Source organism: Planomonospora sp. ID67723, from assembly GCF_015711605.1.
In the GTDB taxonomy this organism is placed as follows: Bacteria; Actinomycetota; Actinomycetes; order Streptosporangiales; family Streptosporangiaceae; genus Planomonospora_A.
Genome location: NZ_JABTEZ010000002.1, coordinates 468,849 through 490,610 on the forward strand (window position 1 = coordinate 468,849; position 21,762 = coordinate 490,610).

Annotated in this window: 16 protein-coding genes and 1 pseudogene; 6 read left to right on the forward strand and 11 right to left on the reverse strand. The window is 71.1% G+C overall.

From position 1 onward, the window contains the following. Positions 1–117 precede the first annotated feature (117 nt). Positions 118–1,095, reverse strand: a pseudogene (locus HS041_RS14800) (helix-turn-helix domain-containing protein); the annotation flags it as partial. A gap of 52 nt (positions 1,096–1,147) precedes the next feature. On the opposite strand from HS041_RS14800, the gene HS041_RS14805 reads away from it, so the two are divergent. Both HS041_RS14805 and HS041_RS14810 read left to right on the forward strand, forming a co-directional pair. After that, positions 1,148–1,558 (forward strand): cupin domain-containing protein, encoded by a 411-nt coding sequence (locus tag HS041_RS14805; protein WP_196441260.1) that lies wholly within the window; start codon positions 1,148–1,150, stop codon positions 1,556–1,558. Positions 1,559–1,697: 139 nt separating this feature from the next. Continuing rightward, complete coding sequence (locus HS041_RS14810; RefSeq protein WP_196441261.1) at positions 1,698–2,912, forward strand: cytochrome P450; 1,215 nt, start codon at positions 1,698–1,700, stop codon at positions 2,910–2,912. 88 nt (positions 2,913–3,000) lie between these two features. On the opposite strand, the gene HS041_RS14815 is transcribed toward HS041_RS14810, so the two are convergent. Then, complete coding sequence (locus HS041_RS14815) at positions 3,001–4,437, reverse strand: MFS transporter (RefSeq protein ID WP_196441262.1); 1,437 nt, start codon at positions 4,435–4,437, stop codon at positions 3,001–3,003. A gap of 76 nt (positions 4,438–4,513) precedes the next feature. Here HS041_RS14815 and HS041_RS14820 point away from each other — a divergent pair, with 76 nt between their 5' ends. After that, entirely contained in the window at positions 4,514–5,104 is a 591-nt protein-coding gene (locus HS041_RS14820; RefSeq protein WP_196441263.1) for a helix-turn-helix domain-containing protein, read from the forward strand. 119 nt (positions 5,105–5,223) lie between these two features. Here HS041_RS14820 and HS041_RS14825 read toward each other — a convergent pair whose 3' ends face one another. From HS041_RS14825 to HS041_RS14835, 3 genes are all read right to left on the reverse strand, one after another. Continuing rightward, positions 5,224–6,387 (reverse strand): DUF418 domain-containing protein, encoded by a 1,164-nt coding sequence (locus HS041_RS14825; protein WP_196441264.1) that lies wholly within the window; start codon positions 6,385–6,387, stop codon positions 5,224–5,226. A gap of 142 nt (positions 6,388–6,529) precedes the next feature. Further along, a complete protein-coding gene (locus HS041_RS14830; RefSeq protein ID WP_196441265.1) occupies positions 6,530–8,716 on the reverse strand; it encodes a DEAD/DEAH box helicase in 2,187 nt (728 codons plus the stop codon). A gap of 77 nt (positions 8,717–8,793) precedes the next feature. Beyond that, the gene (locus HS041_RS14835) at positions 8,794–9,942 is read right to left on the reverse strand and encodes an amidohydrolase family protein (RefSeq protein WP_196441266.1); all 1,149 of its coding nucleotides are present in this window, start codon (positions 9,940–9,942) and stop codon (positions 8,794–8,796) included. 96 nt (positions 9,943–10,038) lie between these two features. On the opposite strand from HS041_RS14835, the gene HS041_RS14840 reads away from it, so the two are divergent. Beyond that, positions 10,039–11,427 (forward strand): type I glutamate--ammonia ligase, encoded by a 1,389-nt coding sequence (locus tag HS041_RS14840; protein WP_196441267.1) that lies wholly within the window; start codon positions 10,039–10,041, stop codon positions 11,425–11,427. Positions 11,428–11,513: 86 nt separating this feature from the next. On the opposite strand, the gene HS041_RS14845 is transcribed toward HS041_RS14840, so the two are convergent. The 6 genes from HS041_RS14845 to HS041_RS14870 all read right to left on the reverse strand — a co-directional run bounded on the left by HS041_RS14845 (position 11,514) and on the right by HS041_RS14870 (position 19,225). Continuing rightward, entirely contained in the window at positions 11,514–12,260 is a 747-nt protein-coding gene (locus tag HS041_RS14845) for a neutral zinc metallopeptidase (protein WP_196441268.1), read from the reverse strand. A 101-nt stretch (positions 12,261–12,361) separates the two neighbouring features. Next, on the reverse strand, positions 12,362–12,985 hold the full coding sequence (locus HS041_RS14850; RefSeq protein ID WP_196441269.1) for a mycothiol-dependent nitroreductase Rv2466c family protein: 624 nt from the start codon (positions 12,983–12,985) through the stop codon (positions 12,362–12,364). Positions 12,986–13,092: 107 nt separating this feature from the next. Next, positions 13,093–13,614 (reverse strand): O-acetyl-ADP-ribose deacetylase, encoded by a 522-nt coding sequence (locus HS041_RS14855; RefSeq protein WP_196441270.1) that lies wholly within the window; start codon positions 13,612–13,614, stop codon positions 13,093–13,095. Between the two features lie 153 nt (positions 13,615–13,767). Beyond that, complete coding sequence (locus tag HS041_RS14860; protein ID WP_230879073.1) at positions 13,768–15,189, reverse strand: S28 family serine protease; 1,422 nt, start codon at positions 15,187–15,189, stop codon at positions 13,768–13,770. Positions 15,190–15,477: 288 nt separating this feature from the next. Continuing rightward, positions 15,478–18,612 (reverse strand): AfsR/SARP family transcriptional regulator, encoded by a 3,135-nt coding sequence (locus HS041_RS14865; RefSeq protein WP_196441271.1) that lies wholly within the window; start codon positions 18,610–18,612, stop codon positions 15,478–15,480. Between the two features lie 430 nt (positions 18,613–19,042). Continuing rightward, positions 19,043–19,225, reverse strand: a complete 183-nt coding sequence (locus HS041_RS14870) for a hypothetical protein (RefSeq protein WP_196441272.1) — start codon at positions 19,223–19,225, stop codon at positions 19,043–19,045. Positions 19,226–19,608: 383 nt separating this feature from the next. Here HS041_RS14870 and HS041_RS14875 point away from each other — a divergent pair, with 383 nt between their 5' ends. Both HS041_RS14875 and HS041_RS14880 read left to right on the forward strand, forming a co-directional pair. Further along, on the forward strand, positions 19,609–19,947 hold the full coding sequence (locus tag HS041_RS14875) for a hydroxyisourate hydrolase (RefSeq protein WP_196441273.1): 339 nt from the start codon (positions 19,609–19,611) through the stop codon (positions 19,945–19,947). A 31-nt stretch (positions 19,948–19,978) separates the two neighbouring features. Continuing rightward, positions 19,979–21,715, forward strand: coding sequence for a 2-isopropylmalate synthase (locus tag HS041_RS14880; protein WP_196442500.1), 1,737 nt, complete (start codon positions 19,979–19,981; stop codon positions 21,713–21,715). Positions 21,716–21,762 lie beyond the last annotated feature (47 nt).

A 21,762-nucleotide genomic window follows, 5' to 3' on the forward strand; every position in this document is an offset into this window, starting at 1 on the left:
GCAGTGAGGATCCTGCGATTCAGTCATCCTCATCCCCTTTCCGGTCGTGTCGGGGGGATGAATCCAGGCTACGCCACCCGGAAAACCACAGCGGCCGGCTGGATCGGGCTCGGTGGCCGGGCCGAAACGCCGGCGGTAGGCCGCGGGGCTGAGCCCGACCTGCCGCCGCAGCCGAAGCCGGAGGTTGGCGGCGGTCCCGAGCCCGCTGAGCCGGGCGACCATGTCGAGCCTCGGCTCGCCACGCTCGATCAACCGGCAGGCCAGCGTGACCCGTTCGGCCGTGAGCCACGCCAGGGGCGTGGTGCCGAGCTGGTCTCTGAACCGCCGGTGCAGGGTGGCGGGGCTGACCGCCGCGCGCGCCGCCAGGTCCGCGACGGTCAACGGCTCGCCCAGCCGTTCCTGGGCCCACGCCAGCACAGGGGCCAAGGCGGTGTCCGGAACGGGAGGGACGGGCCGGTCGACGAACTGCCGCTGCCCGCCGTCCCGATGAGCCGCGAAGACCAGGCGGCGGCTCACGGTGTTGGCCACCTCGGCTCCGTGGTCCCGGCGGATCAGGTGCAGGCCGAGATCCAGCGCGGCCGCGCTGCCCGCCGAGGTCAGCACATCGCCGTCGTCGACGAACAGCACGTCCGGTTCGAGCCTGACCCGGGGGTGCAGGGCGGTGAACGCCTCCGCCCAGCGCCAGTGCGTGGTGGCCCGGCGGCCGTCGAGGACACCGGCCGCGGCCAGGGTGAAGGCGCCGGTGCAGAAGCTCACCAGCCGGGCGCCCCGTTCGGCGCTGCGCCGTACGGCCTCCAGCACCGCAGGATCCGGCTCCACGAGCGGATCGGGCCGGTTGGGCACGATGACGGTGTCGGCTTCGTCGACCGCTTCGAGCCCGCTCACCCCGGAGAGCGTGAAGAACCCGGCGTGCATGCGGACGGCGGGCAGGGCGGCGCTGAGCGTGAGGCCGTACCAGGGCCGGTCGATCTCGGGACGGCGCAGGCCGAACAGCTCGGTCGCGACACCCAGCTCGAACGGGTTCGATCCCTCATCGACGATCACGGTCACCCGGTGGGGCCGGTCTGTGGCCGATTGCGAGGATCCATGCGGCATATGCGATTCCTAGCACTCGCGCCGTCCGGACGCCACCCGCCACGATGACTCCGTGATCAGTGAACCGATCCTCCTCCAGACCGCGCTGGCCCGCTTCGACAGCCTGTGGAGCCCGCGCATCGTGACCCGGGTGAACGACTACGACGTCCGGATCGCCAAGGTGGCCGGTGAGCACGTCTGGCACGTCCACGAGAACACCGACGAGTTCTTCCTGGTGCTGGAAGGCGAGTTGACCATCGCCCTGCGCGGAACCGGGGACGACGGCGCCGGGCGGAGCGAACGCGTCGTCACCCTTCCGCAGGGTGCGGTCTTCGTCGTCCCGCGCGGAACCGAGCACAGGCCGTCGTCGGCGGCGGGAGCCTCGATCCTGATGTTCGAACCGGCGGGCACTCCGAGCGTCGGAGACCGGCATGATCCGGTTCCCGGCCACATCGACGTCACCACCGGTCACGCGCTCGGCTGAGCCGTCTCGCGTCCGCGAGAACCGCCCCGGCGGGGCCGTCCCCGGCGCCGGCCCGATCCGCCTGTTGACGCTCGGCACGGCGCCTCGTACGTTCCATGGGGGCCGCCTCTTGCGGCACCTCGGACGGCAGGGGGTCGCGATGACCGCAGGACCGGATCCGAACGGGCCCCGGCAGAAGATGCCTCCGGGCCCGCTGGGCACGCCGCCGCCGGAGTTCGCCCGCAGGCAGGAGTCGGGGCCACTGGAGCAGGCGACCATGCCCAGCGGGGACCGCGTCCCGGTGGCCGTCAGATACGAAGACGTCCGGGCCCTGCTGGCCTCGCCGGTCTCCAGCCGCAACCTGCGCCTGCCGGGGCTGCCGCGGCTGGTGAGCGGCATCGGCATCGACGACGATCCGGACGCGCTGATCAACCAGGACCCGCCGGGGCACACCCGCTACCGCCGGATCATGCACGGCGCCTTCACCCCGCGTCAGACCGAGCCGTGGCGCCCCCGCATCGCGGAGATCGCCGAGGATCTCCTCGACGGCCTGGGCGACGACTTCGACCTGGTCCAGGGATACGCGCTGCAGCTGCCGGGCCATGTCATCTGCGAGCTGCTGGGCGTGCCGGTGGACCGCTACGAGCAGTTCGTCCGGTGGACGGACATGTTCCTCACCACCTCCACGGCGACCGAGCAGGCGCGCTACCAGGGCTACACCGAGTTCATGGCCTACGCGGCCGAGCTGGTCGCCCGGCACCGGTCCGAACCCGGCGGGGACCTCATCGACCTGCTCATCCAGGCCAGGGACGAGGACGACCGGCTGTCCGAGGGCGAGCTGGTCAACACCGTCTTCTCGCTCATCACCGCCGGTCACGAGACGACGGCCTCGATGATCGCCCGTGGTGTGTTCCGGCTGCTCCTGCACCCCGAGCAGTGGGCCGAGCTGGTCGCCGATCCCGCTCTGACGAGCACCGCCGTCGAGGAGATCCTGAGGTTCGACGGGCCGCCCGCCAGCGCCTTCATGCGCAGGATCACCAAGGACACCGACATCCCCAGCGGCTCGCTGGGCGCGGGGACGGTCGTCATGCCGAACCTGAACGCCGCCAACCACGACCCGCGGGCGTTCCCCGATCCCGGCCGGTTCGACATCCACCGCTTCGCCGGCCACCCTCCCAACCCGCATGTGGCGTTCGGCTACGGCCCGCACCGTTGCCTGGCCGCCAGTCTCGCCAGAGTCGAGCTCACCGAGGCGATCAGGGCCCTGGCCACCCGGTGCCCGGACCTCCGCCTGGCGGCGCCACCCGAGTCGGTGACCTGGACCGACGGCCTGGTCTACCGGCCGGTCGCCATGCGCGTCACCACAGGTGGGTGACCGCCCAGGGCGACCGCGGGATATCGATTCCGCGACAGGGACGGCCCGGGCCGCCGCCGGGCGGCTCGCCGCCCGGTCCTCCGCCGCGTCATGACACGTCCGCGGAAGACGGAGGACGTGTTGCGAGAGCGCGGCTTCCGATCGAGATGACGGGCGCGACGACGATGAGAACCGCCGCGACGGCGAAGGTGATCTGCATGCCGGTCGCGACGGCCTCGGGACTCGCTGTCGTGATGTCGGTCGTCGCCGAGGCGAAGGCGAACACGGCGCCCATGACCGATGCGCCGGTGATGAGCCCGAGATTGCGCGACAGGCTGAGCATGCCGGAGATGACGCCCCGCTGCTCCGGGCCGACATCCATCATGACGGCGGTGTTGTTGGCCGCCAGGAACAGCTGATAGCCGGGGGTCAGGACGGCGATGGCGGCGATGTAGCCCGCGACGCCCAGCATCGCCGGAAGCACGGACAGGGCGACGGAACCGGCCGTCATGCCGGTGAGCCCGACGATGACGGCGAACGGCGCCCCCGAACGGTCGACGATACGACCGGCCGGGACACCGCTCAGGGCGGAGAGGATCGGGCCGATCGACATGACGACTCCGACCAGCGCCTCGTTGAGCCCGAGCGTACGGGAGAGGTAGAACGGCCCCACCACCAGCGTCGTCATCATCACCGTCGAGACGAGCGCGTTCATGGCCAGCCCGGAACTCAACACCGCGTTGCGGAACGCCGCCAGCCGGATCAACGGCGACACCACTCTCGCCTCCGCAAGCACGAAGAGTCCGCCTCCGAAGGCGGCCGCCAGCAGCAGGGCCGTGTTGAGCCAGCCGAAACGGCCGTCCCCGACCGTCACGGCGAGGGCATAGGCCGCGAGCGTCAGGCCGAGCAGCAGCGTGCCCAAACGGTCGAAGCCGTTCCGGCCGGTCTTCGCCCTCCGCCCGTCGGCGGGCAGGTGGCGATGAGCGAGAAGGACGTTGAGGATGCCCAGCGGCACCATGATGAGAAAGATCGTCCGCCAACCGGGCCCGGCGATCAGAACGCCGCCGAGCGACGGGCCGAGAGCGGTGCCGATCGCGGACATCGTTCCGAGCAGTCCCATGGCGCTACCGGTCCTTTCCTTCGGAACCGTCTCGCGGACGAGCGCCATCGTGAGTGCCATCAAGACGGCCGCTCCGAGTCCTTGCACCGCCCGGGCGGCGATGAGCATCCAGAGCGCGGGCGCGATACCGCACAGGATCGAGGCCCCGGTGAACAGGGAGATCCCGGCCAAGAGCACCCGCCGATGACCCATGACGTCACCGAGCCGCCCAACGCTGACGATCAGGGTGGTGATGGCGAGGAGGTAGGCCAGGACGACCCACTGGACCGCTTGGAAGGAGGCTGTGAACGCTTGAGCCAGCGTCGGCAGGGCGACATTCGCGATGCTGACGCCCAGTGACGACAGCAGCATCGACAGCGCCAGGCTGCCGACCGCCCACCGGACCGAAGGCGTTCGTCCGCCACGTTCATCGCCGAAGTCATTCATGCGGCCAGCATCGTGACGCGTCCCATCTCGCGCAACGAATGTTGCTGAAAGCGGGACACAGCGGTGAAATGGGTGCGTGAGCACACCCTCGGCGGACATCGCGACGACACTGGAGCACGTGGGCGCGCGGCTGAGACGGCTGCGGACACTGCGGAACATCACACTCGCCGCGCTGGCGGAGACGACCGGGATCTCCAAGAGCACCCTCTCCCGGCTCGAGACCGGCCAACGCCAGCCGAGCCTCGAGCTGCTGCTCCACCTCGCGCAGGCCTACCGCGTGCCCTTGGACGATCTGGTGGGTGCCCCGCAGGTCGGCGACCCCCGCATCCGGCTGAAGCCGCGCAGGGTCAACGGGAGGACGGTCGTGCCGCTCACACGCCATCCCTCGGGCATGCAGGCATGGAAGATCATCATCCCCGTCGAGGCCGCCGCACCGGTTCCCCGGGCGCACGAGGGGCACGAATGGCTCTACGTGATCTCGGGGCGCATGCGCCTCATCCTCGGCGACCTCGACCTCGTCCTGGGCCCGGGTGAGGTCGCGGAGTTCGATACCCAGGTCGACCACTGGTTCGGCAGCACCGGCAGCGAACAGGCCGAGGTCCTCAGTCTCTTCAGCCGCCAAGGCGAACGCATGCACGTCCGTGCCACGACAGGCGGGAACGGCTGAGTCCCAGGCGTCCCGCTCCGCCGTCGCAGGCCGCCGGACCGTCCGGGCGGCGTACCGCATCCCGGCCGTTCCGGCGGTGCCGCGGTACGCCGCTCACCCGCTGCAGGGCCGGACGGCGGTCAGCGGGGTCGCGGCGGGGAGGCGGAGAGCAGAGTGAAGCGTCTGAGGCCCCATTCGACCGGGCCCTGCCGATGGTGGCGCAGCCACCAGGCGCTCAGCGTCAGCAGGATCGCGTAGATCACCGCGGCCACGCCCATCACCGCGATCGGTTCCAGTTCGCCCGCCAGCGCCAGGCCGTACCCGGTGAAGACCAGGCACGCCAGCACCGACTGGCCGATGTAGTTGGAGGCCGCGGCCCGGCCGGCGGGGGCCAGGGCGCCGCCGACCGCCGGGACGCGCTTGACCAGTTCGAGCAGGGTGACCACGTAGGCGGCCGACAGCAGCAGCGAGGTCACGTTGTTGACCGCCAGACCGACCAGTTGCATGGCGCCGTACGTCTGGGACGACCAGGTGAAGAAGACCGCGGCGGGCAGGCCGATGCCGTAACCCAGCCACAGGATCCGGGGAACCAGACGGGCCCAGCGCTCCCGCTCCTCCAGCAGCCGTGACATGCCCGCCGCCAGGCCGAACAGGAACAGCGCCATCGCCATCGGGCCCTGGCCGACCCACACGAGCGCCGCGAGCATCGGGTAGGTCTCCGCCTGGAATCGCAGGAAGTCCAGCGGCCCGCCGGTGACCAGGGCCTCGGCCCGCGCGGCGGCGGCCGCGTCGGCGGCCGGAGGCACCGCGCCTGCCGGGTCGAGCAGGGTGAGCCCGGCCAGCAGGAGCCAGATCACCGACATCACGCCGATGATCCAGCAACCGATCTTGACGGCGGTCCTGGGGCGGATGGTGCGCATCGCCAGCAGGAGAAGACCGAGTGTGGCGTAGAGGGTGAGGATGTCGCCGATCCAGAGCAGGAAGCCGTGCGCCACGCCCAGGACGAACAGGGCCAGGCAGCGGCGGAGCATGCGGGCCCTGACCTTCTCGCCCCACGCGCGCATCTGCAGTGCGAAGGAGTAGCCGAACAGGAACGAGAAGATGACGTAGAACTTCGTCAGCACCAGGGTGCTGATGACGAGGGCGACAGGGCCCTCGCTGATGGGCATGGTGCCGAGGCCGACGCCGTATCCGGGGTCGGCGAAGAAACCGATGTTGGCGATCAGGATGCCGCCCAGCGCGAAGCCGCGAACGGCGTCGATTTCGTGGACGCGCCCGGATGCCGGTGCCATGGCCTGGGTCATGGACCCGATGCTAGGAATCCGGCGTACGGCGCACATCGCACTTTAGGTGTGCGTCCTGCGACGAAAGTCGGGGCGGTCCCGCGCCTTCGCCGGCTGCAGGCCGAACCTCGAACGGGCCGGCTTCGTGCGGCGCGGCTGAGGGTCAGGAGCCGTCCGGGCGGGCGCCGGGCCCGCCCAGGGCCAGTCGGCGTTGCTCCTCCTCGACGATCTGGCGGGCCAGTGCCTGCTCGGAGACCTCCACGGCCCCGGCGCTGGACTCGGCCAGGTCGCTCCGGCGCGCGTAGGCGTCGAAGAGCTTCGTCTTGGACCTGAGGATGTCGAGCATGCGCTGATCGACCGTGTCGGCCGCCAGGAGCCGGTGCACCTGCACCTTGCGCACCTGGCCCATCCGGTAGGCCCGGGCCACGACCTGGGCCTCGATGCTCGGTTTGACCTGCGGTTCACACATGATCACTACGGAAGCGGCCTGCAGGTTGAGTCCCACACCGCCCGCCTGGATCTGGCTGAGCAGGATCGCGTGCCCCCTGGCGGCCGAGAACTCGTCCACGAGCTGCTGACGGCGGGCCGGGGCGAGGTCACCGGAGATCGGACCGTGCGCCCGGCCGTCCAGCGCGGTCCGCACGCTCGCGAGCACGTCGCGGAAGTAGGAGAAGACCACCACCTTGAGCCCGTTGTCCTGTGCCTTGTCGACCAGTTCGAGCAACCGCTTCAGCTTGGCCGAGGTGTCGGGAGCGGCGTAGGCGGCACGGCGCATGGCCATGAAGTTCCCCTCGGCGACGGCCTGCCGATAGGCGTCGAGGTCGGCGCCGCTGAACTCCACCCAGTCCTCCGCCTGCACCAGGTCGGGCAGTTCGGTGAGCACGTCCTCCTGGTTGCGGCGAAGGTAGACGGGGGCGACCGCCCTGCGGAAGGCCTCCGCTCCGGCGACGGCGTCGCTGTCGCGGAGGCTCGCGGCCAGTTCGGGCCGGAGGTAGGAGACCAGGGTGCGGAACTCCTCGACCCGGTTCTCCATCGGGGTGCCGGTCATGAAGAGCACCCGCTCGACGTGCCCGCACCATCGGGCGACGGCCTTGGAACGCTTGGTGTGCGGGTTCTTGACGTAGTGCGCCTCGTCGACGACGAGCATGCCGACCTCGACGCCGGCCGGGATCTTCAGCCGGTGGAGGCTGTCCAAGGTGGCCACGGCCACGCCGCCCCGCCGTACCCACTCCTCCTGGGCAGCCAGGCGCTCACCGCCGTGCAGCGGGTAGACGTCCAGGGTGCTGCGCGCCTGGATCTCGCGCAGCCAGTTGATCAGCACGCTCGTGGGGCAGACCACCAGGAAGTGGTCGTTCCCCTCCGCCTTGAGGTGCGCCAGCGCGGCGATGGCCTCGATCGACTTGCCCAGCCCCATCTCGTCACCGAGGATCACCCGGCCCTGGGCGAGGGCGAAGCGGGCGCCGAAGGACTGGTAGCCGCGCAGGGAGACCCTGCGATGGGTGCCGTCGAGCTCCTGGGCGTCGACCTTCGCGACCAGGTCGTCGGGGAGCAGTCCCTGGCTCGCCTCTGCGGGTTCACCGGCCAGCTCGGCGAGCAGACCGTAGTACTCCGGCGACCGGAGCTCGAAGTCGGTCCACGCCTCGAACTCCGGCGCCGGCGGGCGGAGCAGGTCGGCGGTGACCTGGGCGAGCAGGAGACGGGTCTCGCGGGCGCCGGCCAGCAGTTCCGAGAGCTCCGCCAGCGCCTCCCGGGCATGACGGCGGCGCTCGGAGCCGGCGAACAGCATCCGCAGCCGGCTGCGCGCCGGCCGCGCGGCCGCCAGCAGCGGTCCGAGCCGCCTGTCCAGGTCCCGCGCGGTGTCGCAGGCGCCGGGCAGCTCGGGACCGGCGTTCACCAGCCGGTGCAGCGCGATCACCAGGCCCGTGGTCCCGGGGGTGTGCTCCTCGGCGTCGATGCGGACGCTGACGGCCTCCTCCACCGCCCGCGCGATCTGGCGGGCCGCGGCGTGCACCTTCTTCACCGTCTGCGCGCCGATCCCGGGGAGCAGCTGCAGGTAGTACGGCGAGGACTCCAGGATCTGCAGGACCGTGGTGTAACCGGCGCGTTCCAGGGAGCCGATGCGGAGCCCGCCGCCGGTCAGGTCCTTGAGCCGGGCGACGGGGATCGAGTCCAGCTCGGCCCGGGCGAGATCGGCGCGGAGCGTGCCGAACGCCTGCTTGACCTCCCGGTGGACCAGGGCGTGCTCGTCGAGCAGGGTCCGCGCCTCGGCGAGCAGGCGGCCCGCGTCGCGGCAGAGGGCGTCCGCCTCCCCGGCCGTGAGCCGTACCTCCTCCAGTACGGCCACGCCCACGCCCCTCTCCCCGTCGGGCCGGTGATCGAACCGGCCCCGTCCGCCGCGAATATCCGATTCTCACAAGAGTGGACCATTCAGCCGGGGAGACGGTAGACCCGGCTGGCGTTGCCGGCACCGACCATCGCGGCGATCCGGACGGCGTCGCGCTCCGTCCAGGAGTCCTCGTCCAGACCGTCGCGGAGCAGTTCCGACAACGCGCGGCGGAACAGCACCGCGCCGAGATGGTACAGCTCGGGCAGCCCACACGCGTCGGAGGCGTAGAGCAGCTTGCCGAACGGGGTCAGCTCCAGTGCCTCGGCGAGCAGCGCCCCGGCCCGCCGCCCCAGGTTGTGCATCGCCAGGCTGACGTCGGCGAACACGTGCGGGAACACCTGGGCGAGATATCCGGCCTCCCGGTGGTACGGGTAGTTGTGCAGCAGCACGATCGGCACCCCGGCCGGAGCGGTCGCCCGGAGCAGATCGGTCAGCAGCACCGGGTTCGCCCGGGCCAGGTGCACGTCGGAGTCGCCGTAACCGACGTGGAACTGCACCGGCAGGCCCAGGTCGAGGGCCGCGTAGACCAGGAACCGGTGCAGCACCTCATCGGCCAGCCGGACCGGGGCGTCCGGCCGCAGAGCGGCCAGCCACCGGCCCGCCGCGGCGACGACCTCGCGGGGACCCGGCCGTTCGGGGGCCAGCGCCAGCCCCGCCCGGTAGGCGGCGACGGACTTGGCTCCGACCACCCGGACGCCCCCGGCACGCACCGATGCGGCGAGGCGCTCGTGGACGCGGCCGGCGAAGTCCGCGGCCGAGGTCCCGGACCCGGCCACCTCCTCGGCGACGCGCTCCAGCCGAAGGATCTCGTACCCGGGCGCCCCGGCCGCCCCGGCCAGCTCGGCGGGGGAGAGCAGCGGCCGGGGGGTGTACCCGGTGTCCACGCACAACCCGCCCAGTCCCGCCGCGCGCAGCAGCCGCCGGGTCACCTCCGTGTGACCGAGCTCCGCCCGGCGGGCCAGGTACTCCTCCGGCTCGGCGTGCCGGGGCAGATCGAGCACGGGCGCGCACCAGCGGCGCACCGCCAGCCCCGCCTGCGTGTCGAAGAGGCTCCCGCCCAGCGGGGAGGCGCCCTCGGCCTCGGTCAGCAACGCCTCGAAACCGGCGCGCGACAGGTCCTCGGGCACGACCCCGTGGCAGTGGTGGTCGACCAGGCGGAGCGCGGCGACCGCGGGCAGGAGTTCGGGCATCGGCATCGTCTTTTTCGATCGGCGTATCGGACCTGGCTCCGATCAGCATGGTAGACCTGAGACGACGTCCGACCCCGGATCGGAAGGCCCCAGCCGATGCCAGAGCCGCTGACCGACTCCGACCGCGCCCGCCGCGCCGAGCAGGCCCGTACGGCCGCAGCCCGCCTGACCGCCGACGGCGTCGACGGCGTCGCGGTGACCTGGGTGGACACCAGCGGCATCACCCGGGTCAAGGCGGTGCCGCCGGCCCGCCTGGAGCAGGCCGCGGCCTGGGGCGTCGGGGCCTCTCCGGTGTTCGACGCGTTCCTGCTCGACGACTCGATCGTCTCCGGCCGCTACGCCGGAGGCCCGGTGGGGGACCTGCGGTTGTACCCGGACCTGGGCCGCCTCACCCGGCTGGCCGCGCTGCCCGGCTGGGCCTGGGCACCGGCCGACCGCTACGACCAGGACGGAGTGCCGCACCCGCTGGACGCGCGCGCCCTGGCCCGGCGCGAGGCCGAGCGGCTGGCCGGGAGCGGCTGCACGGTCCGCGCGGCGTTCGAGATCGAGTGGTGCGTCTCGGCGGGCACCGGAGACGACTTCGTTCCCGCGGGCCAGGGCCCGGCGTACGGCATGGCCCGGCTCACCGGGCTCGCCGGCTACCTGCGCGAGGTGCTCACCGCCCTGGCGGCCCAAGGGGTCGCCGTCGAGCAGGTGCACCCCGAATACGCCGCCGGGCAGTACGAGGTCTCCACCGCCGCGACGGACCCGGTCGGCGCGGCGGACCTGGTCGTGCTGGTGCGCGAGACCGTCCGCGCGGTCACCGCGCGGCACGGCATGCGCGCCACGTTCGCGCCGAAGGTGCTCGCCGGCGGGGTCGGCAACGGCGGTCACGTGCACCTGAGCCTCTGGCGCGACGGGGTGAACCTGATGTCCGGCGGCCCCGGCCCGTACGGGCTCACCCCCGACGGGGAGGGCTTCGCCGCCGGGATCCTGGAGCGGCTGCCCGCCCTGCTCGCCGTCGGTGCGCCGGCCGTCGCGAGCTACCTGCGGCTGGTGCCGTCGCACTGGGCCGGCGCGTTCGCCTGCTGGGGCAGGGAGAACCGGGAGGCGGCGCTGCGGCTGGTCACCGGTTCGGCGGGTGAGCGGAGCCGGGCGGCCAACCTCGAGGTCAAGTGCGTCGATCTGGCGGCCAACCCGTACCTGCTGGTCGCCGCGGTGCTGGCCGCCGGCAGGCACGGCGCCGGAGCCGGGCTGCGCCTGCCGGAGCCGGTCGAGACGGACCCGGCGGGCATGGACGAGGAGACCCGGCGGAAGCAGGGGATCACCGCCCTGCCGGGTTCGCTGGCCGAGGCCGTCGTCGCGTTCGAGGCGGACCCGGTCCTCGGCGAGGCGCTCGGGCCGGAGGTCGTGGACACCGTTGCGACGGTACGGCGGGGCGAGCTGGCGCTCTTCGAGGGCGCGAGCGCGGAGGAGGTCGTCGCGCGCAGCCGCTGGCGCTACTGACCGGGGAGAGGGCGCGGCGGACCCCACCGCGCCTTCTCCGGCGCAGGGCCTCCCCGCGTCGGCTCCGGAACACGTCGGCGAGGAGGTCAGGAGACCTTGGCGGAGGAGGCCTTCCAGGTGTTGCACGCGCCCGGACCTCCGGACGTGTAGCCCTGCTTGAACCAGTAGAGGCGGTTGGCGCGCTTGCCGTACCAGTTGAACCTGTCGTACTCGCGCGGCGTCTCGGCGCCGAGGAGGGGCTCCCAGTTCCCGGCCGAGCGTCCCAGGGCCTTCATCGACACCCCGACCAGGCAGTCGGTCTGCAGGTAGAAGCGGTACGTCTGCTCGTTCATCTCGGCCTCTACGCCGCTGCTCGGCAGCGCCCACCAGGCCTTGCTGATGCCCGTCTCCGCCTGGATGAGCCTGCCGTACGCCCGGGTCAGCTCGACGAGAATGGCCGTATCAGACTTCGCCTTGATCCAGTCGGAGCGGAGCTGCACCACTATGGAGCCGTAGCAGGGGACGGCGATGGACCCGGAGATCTCCATGCCGCTGAGGCAGGACTTCAGCTCGATGGTGGATTCGACGTCCGCCTCGGCCGGGGCGAAGTCCTCAACGGTCTTGCTCCAGGCCGAATTCAGGCAACCGATGATCTTTTTGATGTACTTCGTGGTGGAGGCTCTGCTGGTCCCCTTGGCCGCCTTGCAGGAGATCGACGGGAGACGACCCTGCTTGTAGAGCGGGTTGTGGGTCAGCTCGGGAGCCCCCTGGATGGGGTAGGCGGATGCGGCGGCCGTACCGGAGAGCAGCAGGGTGAAAGCTCCGGCCGTGGCAACAAATGTACGAATCATCATGGAACGCGATCGTAGAGGCGGCCCGATCTACGTGATACCTCTGTCACCGATCATTCCGGCCTGGACCGGGAGATATCCTCCCCCCACCGGGGCCGGCCGGGTCAGCGGAGCCGGGGCTCCTCGTGCGGGACGCCCTTGAGCTCGTGGAAGCCCGGGACGCCGGCCACCAGCAGCGTCCCGTCCCACAGGCGGCCGGCCTGCTCGCCCGAGGGGATCCGGGAGACGACGGGGCCGAAGAACACGGTGCGTCCGCCGCCGGGGTCGGTGACGGCGGTGACCGGAGTGCCGACGTGCCCGCCGATCAGGCCGACGCCCTCGGCGTGCGAGGCGCGCACCGCCTCGTCGTACTCGGCCGACATGCCTGCGTCGGCCAGTTCCACCGGCAGCCCGGCGGCGGCCAGCGCGTCCTCCAGGGAGCCGATCCACTCGTCCTCGCCGCGGTCGCCCCCGGCGGTCCACAGCGCGGTGTAGAACCTGCCGAGCGCCTCCTGTCCGTGGTGCTGCCGTACGGCGGCGCAGACGCGCACCGGCACCCACAGGTAGCCCTCGGGGTCTCCCTCCGGATCGTCGTCCCGGCCCTCGTTGAGCACCGACAGGCTCATCACGTGCCAGCGCACCTCGACCGGCCGGACCTTCTCCACCTCCAGCAGCCACCGGGAGATGACCCAGGTGTACGGGCAGGAGGGGTCGAACCAGAAGTCCGCGATCGTCTTGTCCTCCGCCACCGTGCTCCTCCACCTCGCCGATCCGGACCGCTGCGGCGATCACGTGGCCGACGATACCCGGCGGCGCGACGGTACGGTCCGTGCCTCCGTACGGCCCACGGCGGGCGTCAGCCGGGCCCCTCCGCGGCGAGGGCCCGTTCGAAGGCGGCGTACGCGTCGGGGTTGAACAGGACGAACCGGATGTCCGTCACCCGCGTCTCGGCGGCCCGCACGGTGCCGACCGCGATGCGGGCGGCGTCGTCCAGCGGCCAGCCGTAGATCCCGGCCGACACCGCGGGGAAGGCGACACCGGCCGCGCCCAGCTCGTCGGCGACCCGCAGCGACTCCCGGTAGCAGGAGGCCAGCAGCTCGGATCGGTCCTCCTCGGTGGAGTGGACGGGGCCGACGGTGTGGATGACCCAGCGGGCCGGGAGCTCGCCTGCCGTGGTGGCCACGGCCTGACCCGTCGGCAGTCCTCTGCCGTAGTGCGAGGCGCGCAGCCTCCGGCACTCCGCGAGGATCGCGGGGCCGCCGCGCCGGTGGATCGCCCCGTCGACCCCGCCGCCGCCCAGAAGGGAGGAGTTGGCGGCGTTGACGACGGCGTCGACGCGCTGCTCGGTGATGTCCCCCTGGACCAGGGTGATCCTCATGGGGACAAGTCTGCCACCCGCCATGCCGTACGGCATGGCGGGTGGCAGACGGGAGCACGCGCTGGAACAGCTCCGGCGACTCACCGGGGACCGGCCGCTGAAGGAACGCGTCCACGGACGACCTGACGGCTTACCGCCGGATGAGTCGCGCCCTCAGAACGTCTGGCGGTCGGGGAGCATGTCGTCGTCGGGGACCGACGGCTGCGCGCTCCGTGCGGCCGGAGGCGTGTCGGCCACTCCGGCCCAGCGCCGCAGGATCGCCGTCGCCGCCTCGCGGTCGCCCTCGGCCAGCGCGGCGATGTTCGCCCCGTGGTTGGCCCCCGGCGCGACGTACAGGTGCGAGTCGTTCCTGCTGGGGGTGAACCGCTCCGCTCCCCACGGGTCGTTCTCGCCGTAGACGAACATCATCCGGCTCGACCGCGAGCGCACCCAGTGGTCCACCCCCAGCATCGGCCGCGGGTCGTGCCGGGAGCGCAGCTCGGCGGGCAGGACCGAGTTGGGCTGGTAGAGACCGCGGTGGCGGGTCAGGCCGCGCAGGTGCCGGAACTTCGGCTCGGGCCAGCCGAGCTGGGTGGCGGCCTGGTAGTAGTACGGCGTGTAGTACTCGATGCCCTGGTCGGTGTAGAACGACCAGCCCGCGACGGAGTCGATCCAGGCGTAGAGCTCGTCGTCGGAGGCGGTGGCGGGCGGCACGTCCGCGCAGTCGGCCGTGGTGGAGTACTGCCAGAACGCCCACACCGTGTCGAGCACCGTCATCTCGAACGACCGGTCGGCGCTGCCCAGCGTCCGGGCGAAGGTGTAGCCGTTCTGCGCGGCGTACGCCTCCAACCGGGGAACCAGCCGGTCCCGGCGCTTGAGCGCCTCCTTCTGCAGGTCGTCCAGCGCGGTGCGGCAGGCGGCGTCCCCGACACCCGCGAAGAACGCGTCGTAGGCGTGGTCGGAGGGGTTGACCCGGTCGTTGGGGGCGACGTAGGCCACCACGCCGTCCACGTCGCCGGGATAGAAGCGGCGGTGGTAGACCGAGGTCATGCCGCCCTTGCTCGCGCCCGTCTGGATCCACTTGCCGGAGTAGACGGTCTTGAGCGCCCGGACGATGCGGTGCTCGTCGCTGGCCTCCTGCCAGATGTCGAGTTTGCGCCAGTCCGCCGGGTCCGGCCGGGAGGAGCGGAAGAACCGGTGCTCGACCGAGACCTGGTTGCCGTCGAGCAGCCGGGTCGGCTCGGTCCGGGAGGCGGAGGGGTTCACCGGCAGGCCGTATCCGCCGGTGAAGAGCACGACCGGTGCGTTCTCCGACCGGTGCAGCAGGGTGAGCCGCTGCTGATAGGTGCCCTTGCCGGGGTCGCGGTGGTCCACCGGCTGGGTGAAGGTGAGGACGAAGAACCGGTAGCCGGCCGGCTGGGTCTCGGAGACCACGCTCAGGCCGGGTATGGCTTTGAGCCTGGCCAGCAGGGTGTCCTCAGCCGTCGCGGCGGGCGGGGCGGGGGACTCCGCCGCCGCCGTGGCGGGCAGGGCCGCGGAACCGGCCGTGAGCAGCGCGAGGACGAGGGCGGGGATGACCCGGGTTCGCACGATCATTCCTCCTGGGATGGGGTGGCGCCGTCGGAGGTACGCGGGTCCCGGCCAGGGGACGCCGGTGGGCGGGCCCTGGTCGGGGGAGGGGCTCGCACTCCGGTGACGGCTGGGAGATGGGCGCCTCGTTGCCACCCTAGTGACCTTCGCCGCGCTTCAGAAGATCTCTGCGGCGGCCGGATCCACCCCCCGTCGACGCCCTGCGGCATCGGGACGTGCGATGGCCGTCCTCACGAAGAGACGCAGTGTGGAGGCGCAATGTGGAGGTGCAGTGTGGAGGCGCAGGCCGGGTGCCTAGTGCGCGGCGTCACCGGGCACGGGCCGCAGCGACGGGCCCGCCGTCCTGGTCCGTATCCCGCGCTGCCTCTCGCGGTTGTGGAGCGTCGCGAGCCGTTCGCTCAGGGACGCGCCGACCTGGGGGTCGATCTGGTCCGTGAGCTCGAGCGCCCTCGACAGCGCTGTGGACATCGTGGCCTCGTCACCGATCACCTGCGACGCCTCGCCCAGTGTGATGAGGACGTCGGCCTCGCGCATCGGAATCCTCATCTGGCGGAACAGCGAGGCGGCCTGGTGCATGGGGCTGATGCTGTCGGCCGGCCGGCCCGTCGCGATGGCCAGCTCGCCCAGGGCGGCGAGCGTGTTCGCCTCGGCCAGCCGGTGGCGGGAGGTCTGGGCGCGGAGCAGGGCCCGTCTCAGCAGGGTGGCGGCCTCCTCCAGCTTGCCCTGGCGCAACCGCGCGGTGCCGAGTCCGTGCAGGGCGATCGCCTCGCCGATGAGGTCGCCTATCTCCAGCACGACCGTCAGCGCCTCCTCGAACGCGCCCGCCGCGAGGGCGAACTCGTTCGCCTGGAGGTGGGCCTCGCCCATCCGGTGCAGAACCTGGGCGGTCATCCGCCTGTTGCCGCTGCTCTTGCTGCGCACCAGGGCCTCGGCGAGCAGCATCTTGGCGCCGTCGACGTCGTTGCAGTCCACCCGGATCTGGGCGAGGTTGTGCAGCGCGTGCGCGGCGGAGACCTGGTCGCCGATGGTGCAGAAGATCTCCAGAGCCTTCTCCAGGCGGCTCGCGGCCTCCTGGAGCCGGCCGCGCATGCGCTCAAGGAACGCGATGCTCCGGATGGACAGGGCGACCTTCAACTCGTCCCCGACCTCCTCGAAGAGGGTGAGGGCCGCCTGGAAGTCGCGTTGCGCGTCGTCGAAGCGCTGCTCGGTCAGAGACAGCGCGCCCAGCGCGTACAGCATCTCGGCATGGCCGCGCCGGTCTCCGGCGTTCCGGGCGGCTTCCAGGGCGATCTCGTGGGTCTCCCGCCAGTCGTCCAGGTAGACCCGCGACTCGAAGAAGTCCTCGGCATGCAGGGCGAGCTGCCAGCACAGTTCCACGAACCCCGCCTGCGCGGCCTGGCGGATGCCCGACAGCAGGACGTGGCGCTCGGACTCGAACCAGGTGATCGGCTCGGAGACCAGCCGTTCGACGAGTTCCTCGGGCAGCGGCGAGGGGATCGGGACCGGCTGGTGGCCCGTGACGGACGGGCCGTACTCGCGGCTGCGGGCCACCTGGGTCAGGCGGAGCAGGGAGCTGAGCACGCGGGAGAGCGCGCTGGTGCGTTCGGCGGGGGACTCCTCGGCGGCGAGGCGCTCGCGCGCGAAGACGCGGATGAGATCGTGGAAGCGGTATTGGGTGTTGATGTGCCGGCCGGTGCTGATGACATCGACGAGCTGGGCGTCGGCCAGGTCGTCGAGGAGGTCTTGCGCGTCGGCGAGCGGCTGGTCGAGCAGGGCGGCGCTGGTCCATGCGGAGAAGACGTGCGAGTCGAGGACGGCCAGCCGCCGGAAGAGGCGGCGCGTCTCCTCGCTGAGGCCCTCATAGGTCAGTGAGAGGCTGGCCCTGATGCCCATGTCGCCGTGCATGAGCTCGTCGAGCCTGCGGGCTCCGTCCCTGAGCCGCTCCGTCAGCTGCTCGACGCTCCAGTGGGGGCGGGCCGCCAGGCGCGCACCGGCGATGCGCAGCGCCAGAGGGAGATGGCCGCACAGTTCGGCGAGTGCGACGGACGACTCGGGCTCCGACTGCATCCGCTCGGCCCCCGCGATGTGGGAGAGCAGGTCCAGTGACTGGACCGAGTCGAACAGGTCCACGTCCACCTGGGTCACCCCGGCCAGCCCTCCGAGCCTGCTGCGGCTGGTGACGATGACGGCGGATGCGGGATCGCCGGGCAGCAGGGGCAGTACCTGGCTCTCGGTCGTCGCGTCGTCCAGCATGATGAGCATCCGGCGGCCGGCCAGAAGCATCCGGTACGTCTCCGCCCGCTCGTCCAGGCTGTCGGGAAGCGTGGTTCCCGGCAGGCCGAGCGCCCGCAGGAACCGCTCCAGAACCTGCATGGGGCTTACCGGGCGGGAGGTGCCCCCGTGCAGGTCGGCGTAGAGCTGGCCGTCGGGGAAGTGCTCCGCGACGCTGTGCGCCGCGCGGACGGCGATGGTGGTCTTGCCGATTCCGGCTTGTCCGGCGATCGTGACGATCGGTACCGCGAAGCGGGCCGCGCCGCTGGAGGCGACCGTCAGGCGCTGCCTGATCATGTCGATCTGCTTCTGCCGGCCGACGAAGTCGGCGATGTCGGCGGGCAGCATGCTGGGGACGGCGGGCAGGGCCAGGCGCGGCTCGACGCTGATCCGGGTCGGCGGATCAGGCGGATCGAGACTCTCGTCCGAGGTGAGGATCGCCGACTCCAGCTGCTGCAGCCGTTCGTTGGGCTCGATCCCGAGTTCGTCGATCATCGTGCGCCGGGCGTTCCGGTAGACCTGCAGGGCTTCCGCCTGGCGTCCTGAGCGGTAGAGCGCGGTCATGAGATGGCCGACGAGCTGTTCACGCAGCGGATGCTCCTCCACCAGCCTGGTGAGCTCGCTCACCAGCTCGTGGTGCCGGCCGAGATTCAGCTCGAGCTGGATGCAGTCCTCGTTGGCGGTGATCTGCTGCTCGGCGAACCGGCTCGCCGCCGACTGCACCAGCCTGCTCTCGATGCCCTCCAGCGCCGGACCGCGCCACAACGCGAGCGCGTCACGGTAGTGCGTGACGGCCTCCTCGAAGCTGTGGCCGTCGCGGGCCTTGCGGGCCTTCAACACGAGGTTCTCGAAGCGGCGGGCGTCTATCTGGTCGTCGTCGACCTGCAGGGCGTAGCCCTGCGGCCTGGTCGCGATCACCTCGAGGGCGTTGTTCGCACTGAACAGGCGCCTGAGAGCGTGGACGCAGATCTGTACCTGCGCCCGTGAGGTCGCGGGCGGGTTGTCGCCGTAGATCGCCTCCATGAGGCGCTCTGTGGTGACCGGCCGGTCGGCGTTCAGGAGCAGGACGGCCAGGACGACCTGCTGCCGAGAACCCCCGAGATCGAGGTGACGCCCCTCGGATGCGACCTCAAGGGCTCCCAGGACACGAAACTCCATGTGCGTCTCCTTGAGGTCACCACGACCTTTGCGGCTCAGGTGCCCAGCCCCGTGGCAGTGAGAGGTACAAGACGCGAATCCGGGTGAGGTACCGCTTCGCTGATCCCCGGCGGCCGGTGCTGCTGATCCCTGGCGGACAGTGGTGTCACTGTCCGATGATGGTGGATGCCGCGACGGCCCACTCCGAGATCTGCACACTCGACATTATAATAGTCGCCTTCATAAGCATGTCGGTTTTGTCTGTGAATCGTACAGTGCCAGTTGACTCATGGCTAGACAAACCTCGCATACGCGAGGAAGGCCATCACGCGATTCCCAGATGTCTCCTCGCGGAAACCGGGTGATCGCGTGATGGCCTTCCTTGCGTCACCTCGATCAGGGAGGGGTCGCGGAGTGCCGTCGGTGCGGGCGCTGTCAGGCGGCGGGCGCCTCAGCCCCAGGGCTGGGGGCCGTTGGTGGTCGTGGGCTGCGGGGTGGGGCTGGAGGCGGGGACCGAGTCGGAGGCGGTGGCACCCGCGGTGGCGGCGGCCACACCCGCGATACCGCTGAAGGCGACGATCGCGACGATCGAGACGACGAGTCGCGTGACGTTCCTGATCGGGCTGGTGCTCACTGCCTACCTCCAGTGTTGGTCTCGGCGGCACATCGGCGCGCCGGCCGTTGGGGTGATCGGCAATTACGCTGGCGGTGGCCGCCATCCGACTCATATCGGTTCCCTTCTGGGCGGGCATCGGAGCAGGTGGGAGTGGTGGGAGGGGAGGTGCGTGGACGCTGATCGGGCACTTTCCGAGAACGTCCGGCAACGCCGGCCGGACGGCGCTATCGCCGGGCGCCGTCCGGCGATAGCGGGCCGAAGCCGCCCCGATAGCACCGTGGACGAATCTGAGCGGGAGCCCGGGTGGCCCGGCGTATGGCAATGTCACCCGGGCGTCCAAGACCGTGGAGCCGGCGAGACCCGAGGATCGCAATCGACTCCCTAAATCAGGTGACGGTGAGATGGGTATCGCTGTACAGACACTGGACGGTGTGTACGGCCGTCCGGCCGCCAGCGTGCGGGCGCGCATCGAGCACGCCGGCAGCGGCCAGTGGCTCGTCGAGACCAAGGCCGAAACCGATCATGAAGGTCGCGTACGGGAGTGGCGCGGCCGCAAGTTCGACCGCGGGTTGTATCGGATCGTTTTCGAGAGTGATCGTTACTTTGCTGCCCTCGGTCTCGTCGCCGCCTATCCCGAGATAGTCGTTATGTTTCGTATACAAGATGATTCCGACGCGTGCCAGATCCAAGTCCTGCTTTCGACATATTCGTATTCGGCCTATTTCGGTTCGCTCGGTTGAGCGTCTTCGCGTGAGCAGTAAGGAACTGATCATGGAGACCAGCCGCTACGCCACCTTCCCCCCGGTCGCGCTCGACGATCGCGCGTGGCCGAGCGCCACGATCGCCACCGCGCCGCGCTGGCTCTCGACCGACCTGCGCGACGGTAACCAGGCGCTGGCCACGCCGATGAGCCCGGAACGCAAACTGGTGATGTACGACCTGCTGGTGAGCATGGGCTACAAGGAGATCGAGGTCGGCTTCCCCGCGGCCAGCCGGGATGATTACGGCTTCGTCCGGATGCTCGTCGAGCAGGACCGAATTCCCGACGACGTCCGGATCTCGGTGCTCGTGCAGGCCCGGGACGAGCTGATCGAGCGCACGGTGGAGAGCCTGCGCGGGGCTCCGCGCGCCACCGTCCATCTGTACAACGCAACCTCCCCGCTTTTCCGGCGGACGGTGTTCGGGATGAACCGAGACGAGTGCAGAAACCTCGCCGTCCACGGCACGCAGATGATCGTCAAGCACGCCGAGCGCGTGCTGGACGGCTGTGACTTCGGCTTCCAGTATTCTCCCGAGCACTTCAGCGACACCGAGCTGGATTTCTCGCTGGAGGTCTGCGAGGCGGTCATGGACGTCTGGCAGCCGGGGCGGGACCGTCCGATCATCTTGAACTTCCCCACGACGGTCGAGCGGTCGACGCCCAACGTCTTCGCCGACCAGATCGAGTGGCTGAACCGCAACCTCTCCCGTCGCGAGCACGTGTGCCTGTCGGTGCATCCGCACAACGACCGCGGCACGGGGGTCGCGACGGCGGAGCTGGCCCTCCTGGCGGGGGCGGAGCGGATCGAGGGGTGCCTGTTCGGCAACGGAGAGCGGGCGGGCAACGTGTGCCTGGTCACCTTGGGACTGAACCTGTTCACCCAGGGGATCGATCCGCGCGTCGACTTCTCCGACATCGACCGCGTCCGCCGTACGGTGGAGCACTGCAACGGCATCCCGGTCCACCCGCGCCATCCCTACGGCGGCGATCTCGTCTACACCTCCTTCTCGGGCTCGCACCAGGACGCGATCAAGAAGGGGTTTGAGGACCTGGATCGGCGGGCCGCACGGACCGGCGCCGCCCCGCCGCCCTGGCAGGTGCCGTACCTGCCGCTGGATCCGCAGGACGTGGGACGCACCTACGAGGCCATTGTGCGGGTCAACAGCCAGTCGGGCAAGGGAGGGCCCGCGTACCTGCTGAGCACGTTGTACGGGCTCAACCTGCCCAGAGCGCTGCAGGTCGAGTTCGCTCACGTTGTTCAGGCGCTGGCGGAGGCCGAGGGCGGGGAGATCACGCCGGATCAGATCATGGAGGCCTTCCGGCGGGAGTACATCCTGGCCCCGGGGCCGCAGCTCGTCGAGGTTCCCGGGACGGTCACCGTCCTGCACGTCGACGGCGGCGGCTTCGGCGCGGATCCGGACGGGGCGGAGGAGGTCAGGGCCGCGCGCTCGGCGCTGGCCCGGCAGGGCCTGCCGGTACGCGCGGTCCACCACCTGGGACCGGCCGGCCGGGACCGCGAGGGGGTGGCGGTCTACGCCCAGTGCACGGTGGACGGCGAGACGTTCTGGGGAGCCGCCGTCGAACCCGACGTGGTGAGCGCCGCGCTGTCGGCGGCGGATTCCGCCGTCACCCGGGCGCGGCTCAGGCGCCGCCCGGCCGCCGTCCGTCTTCCCGCGTTCCCCGAGCAGGAACGGCACCGCAAGGGCCGCGCCACCGGCCGCCACCGGCAGGTGATAGCGGGACGATAAGGAACCGATGTCCCCGGCGCCTAGCGTTGTCTGCAAAGCACGACAGG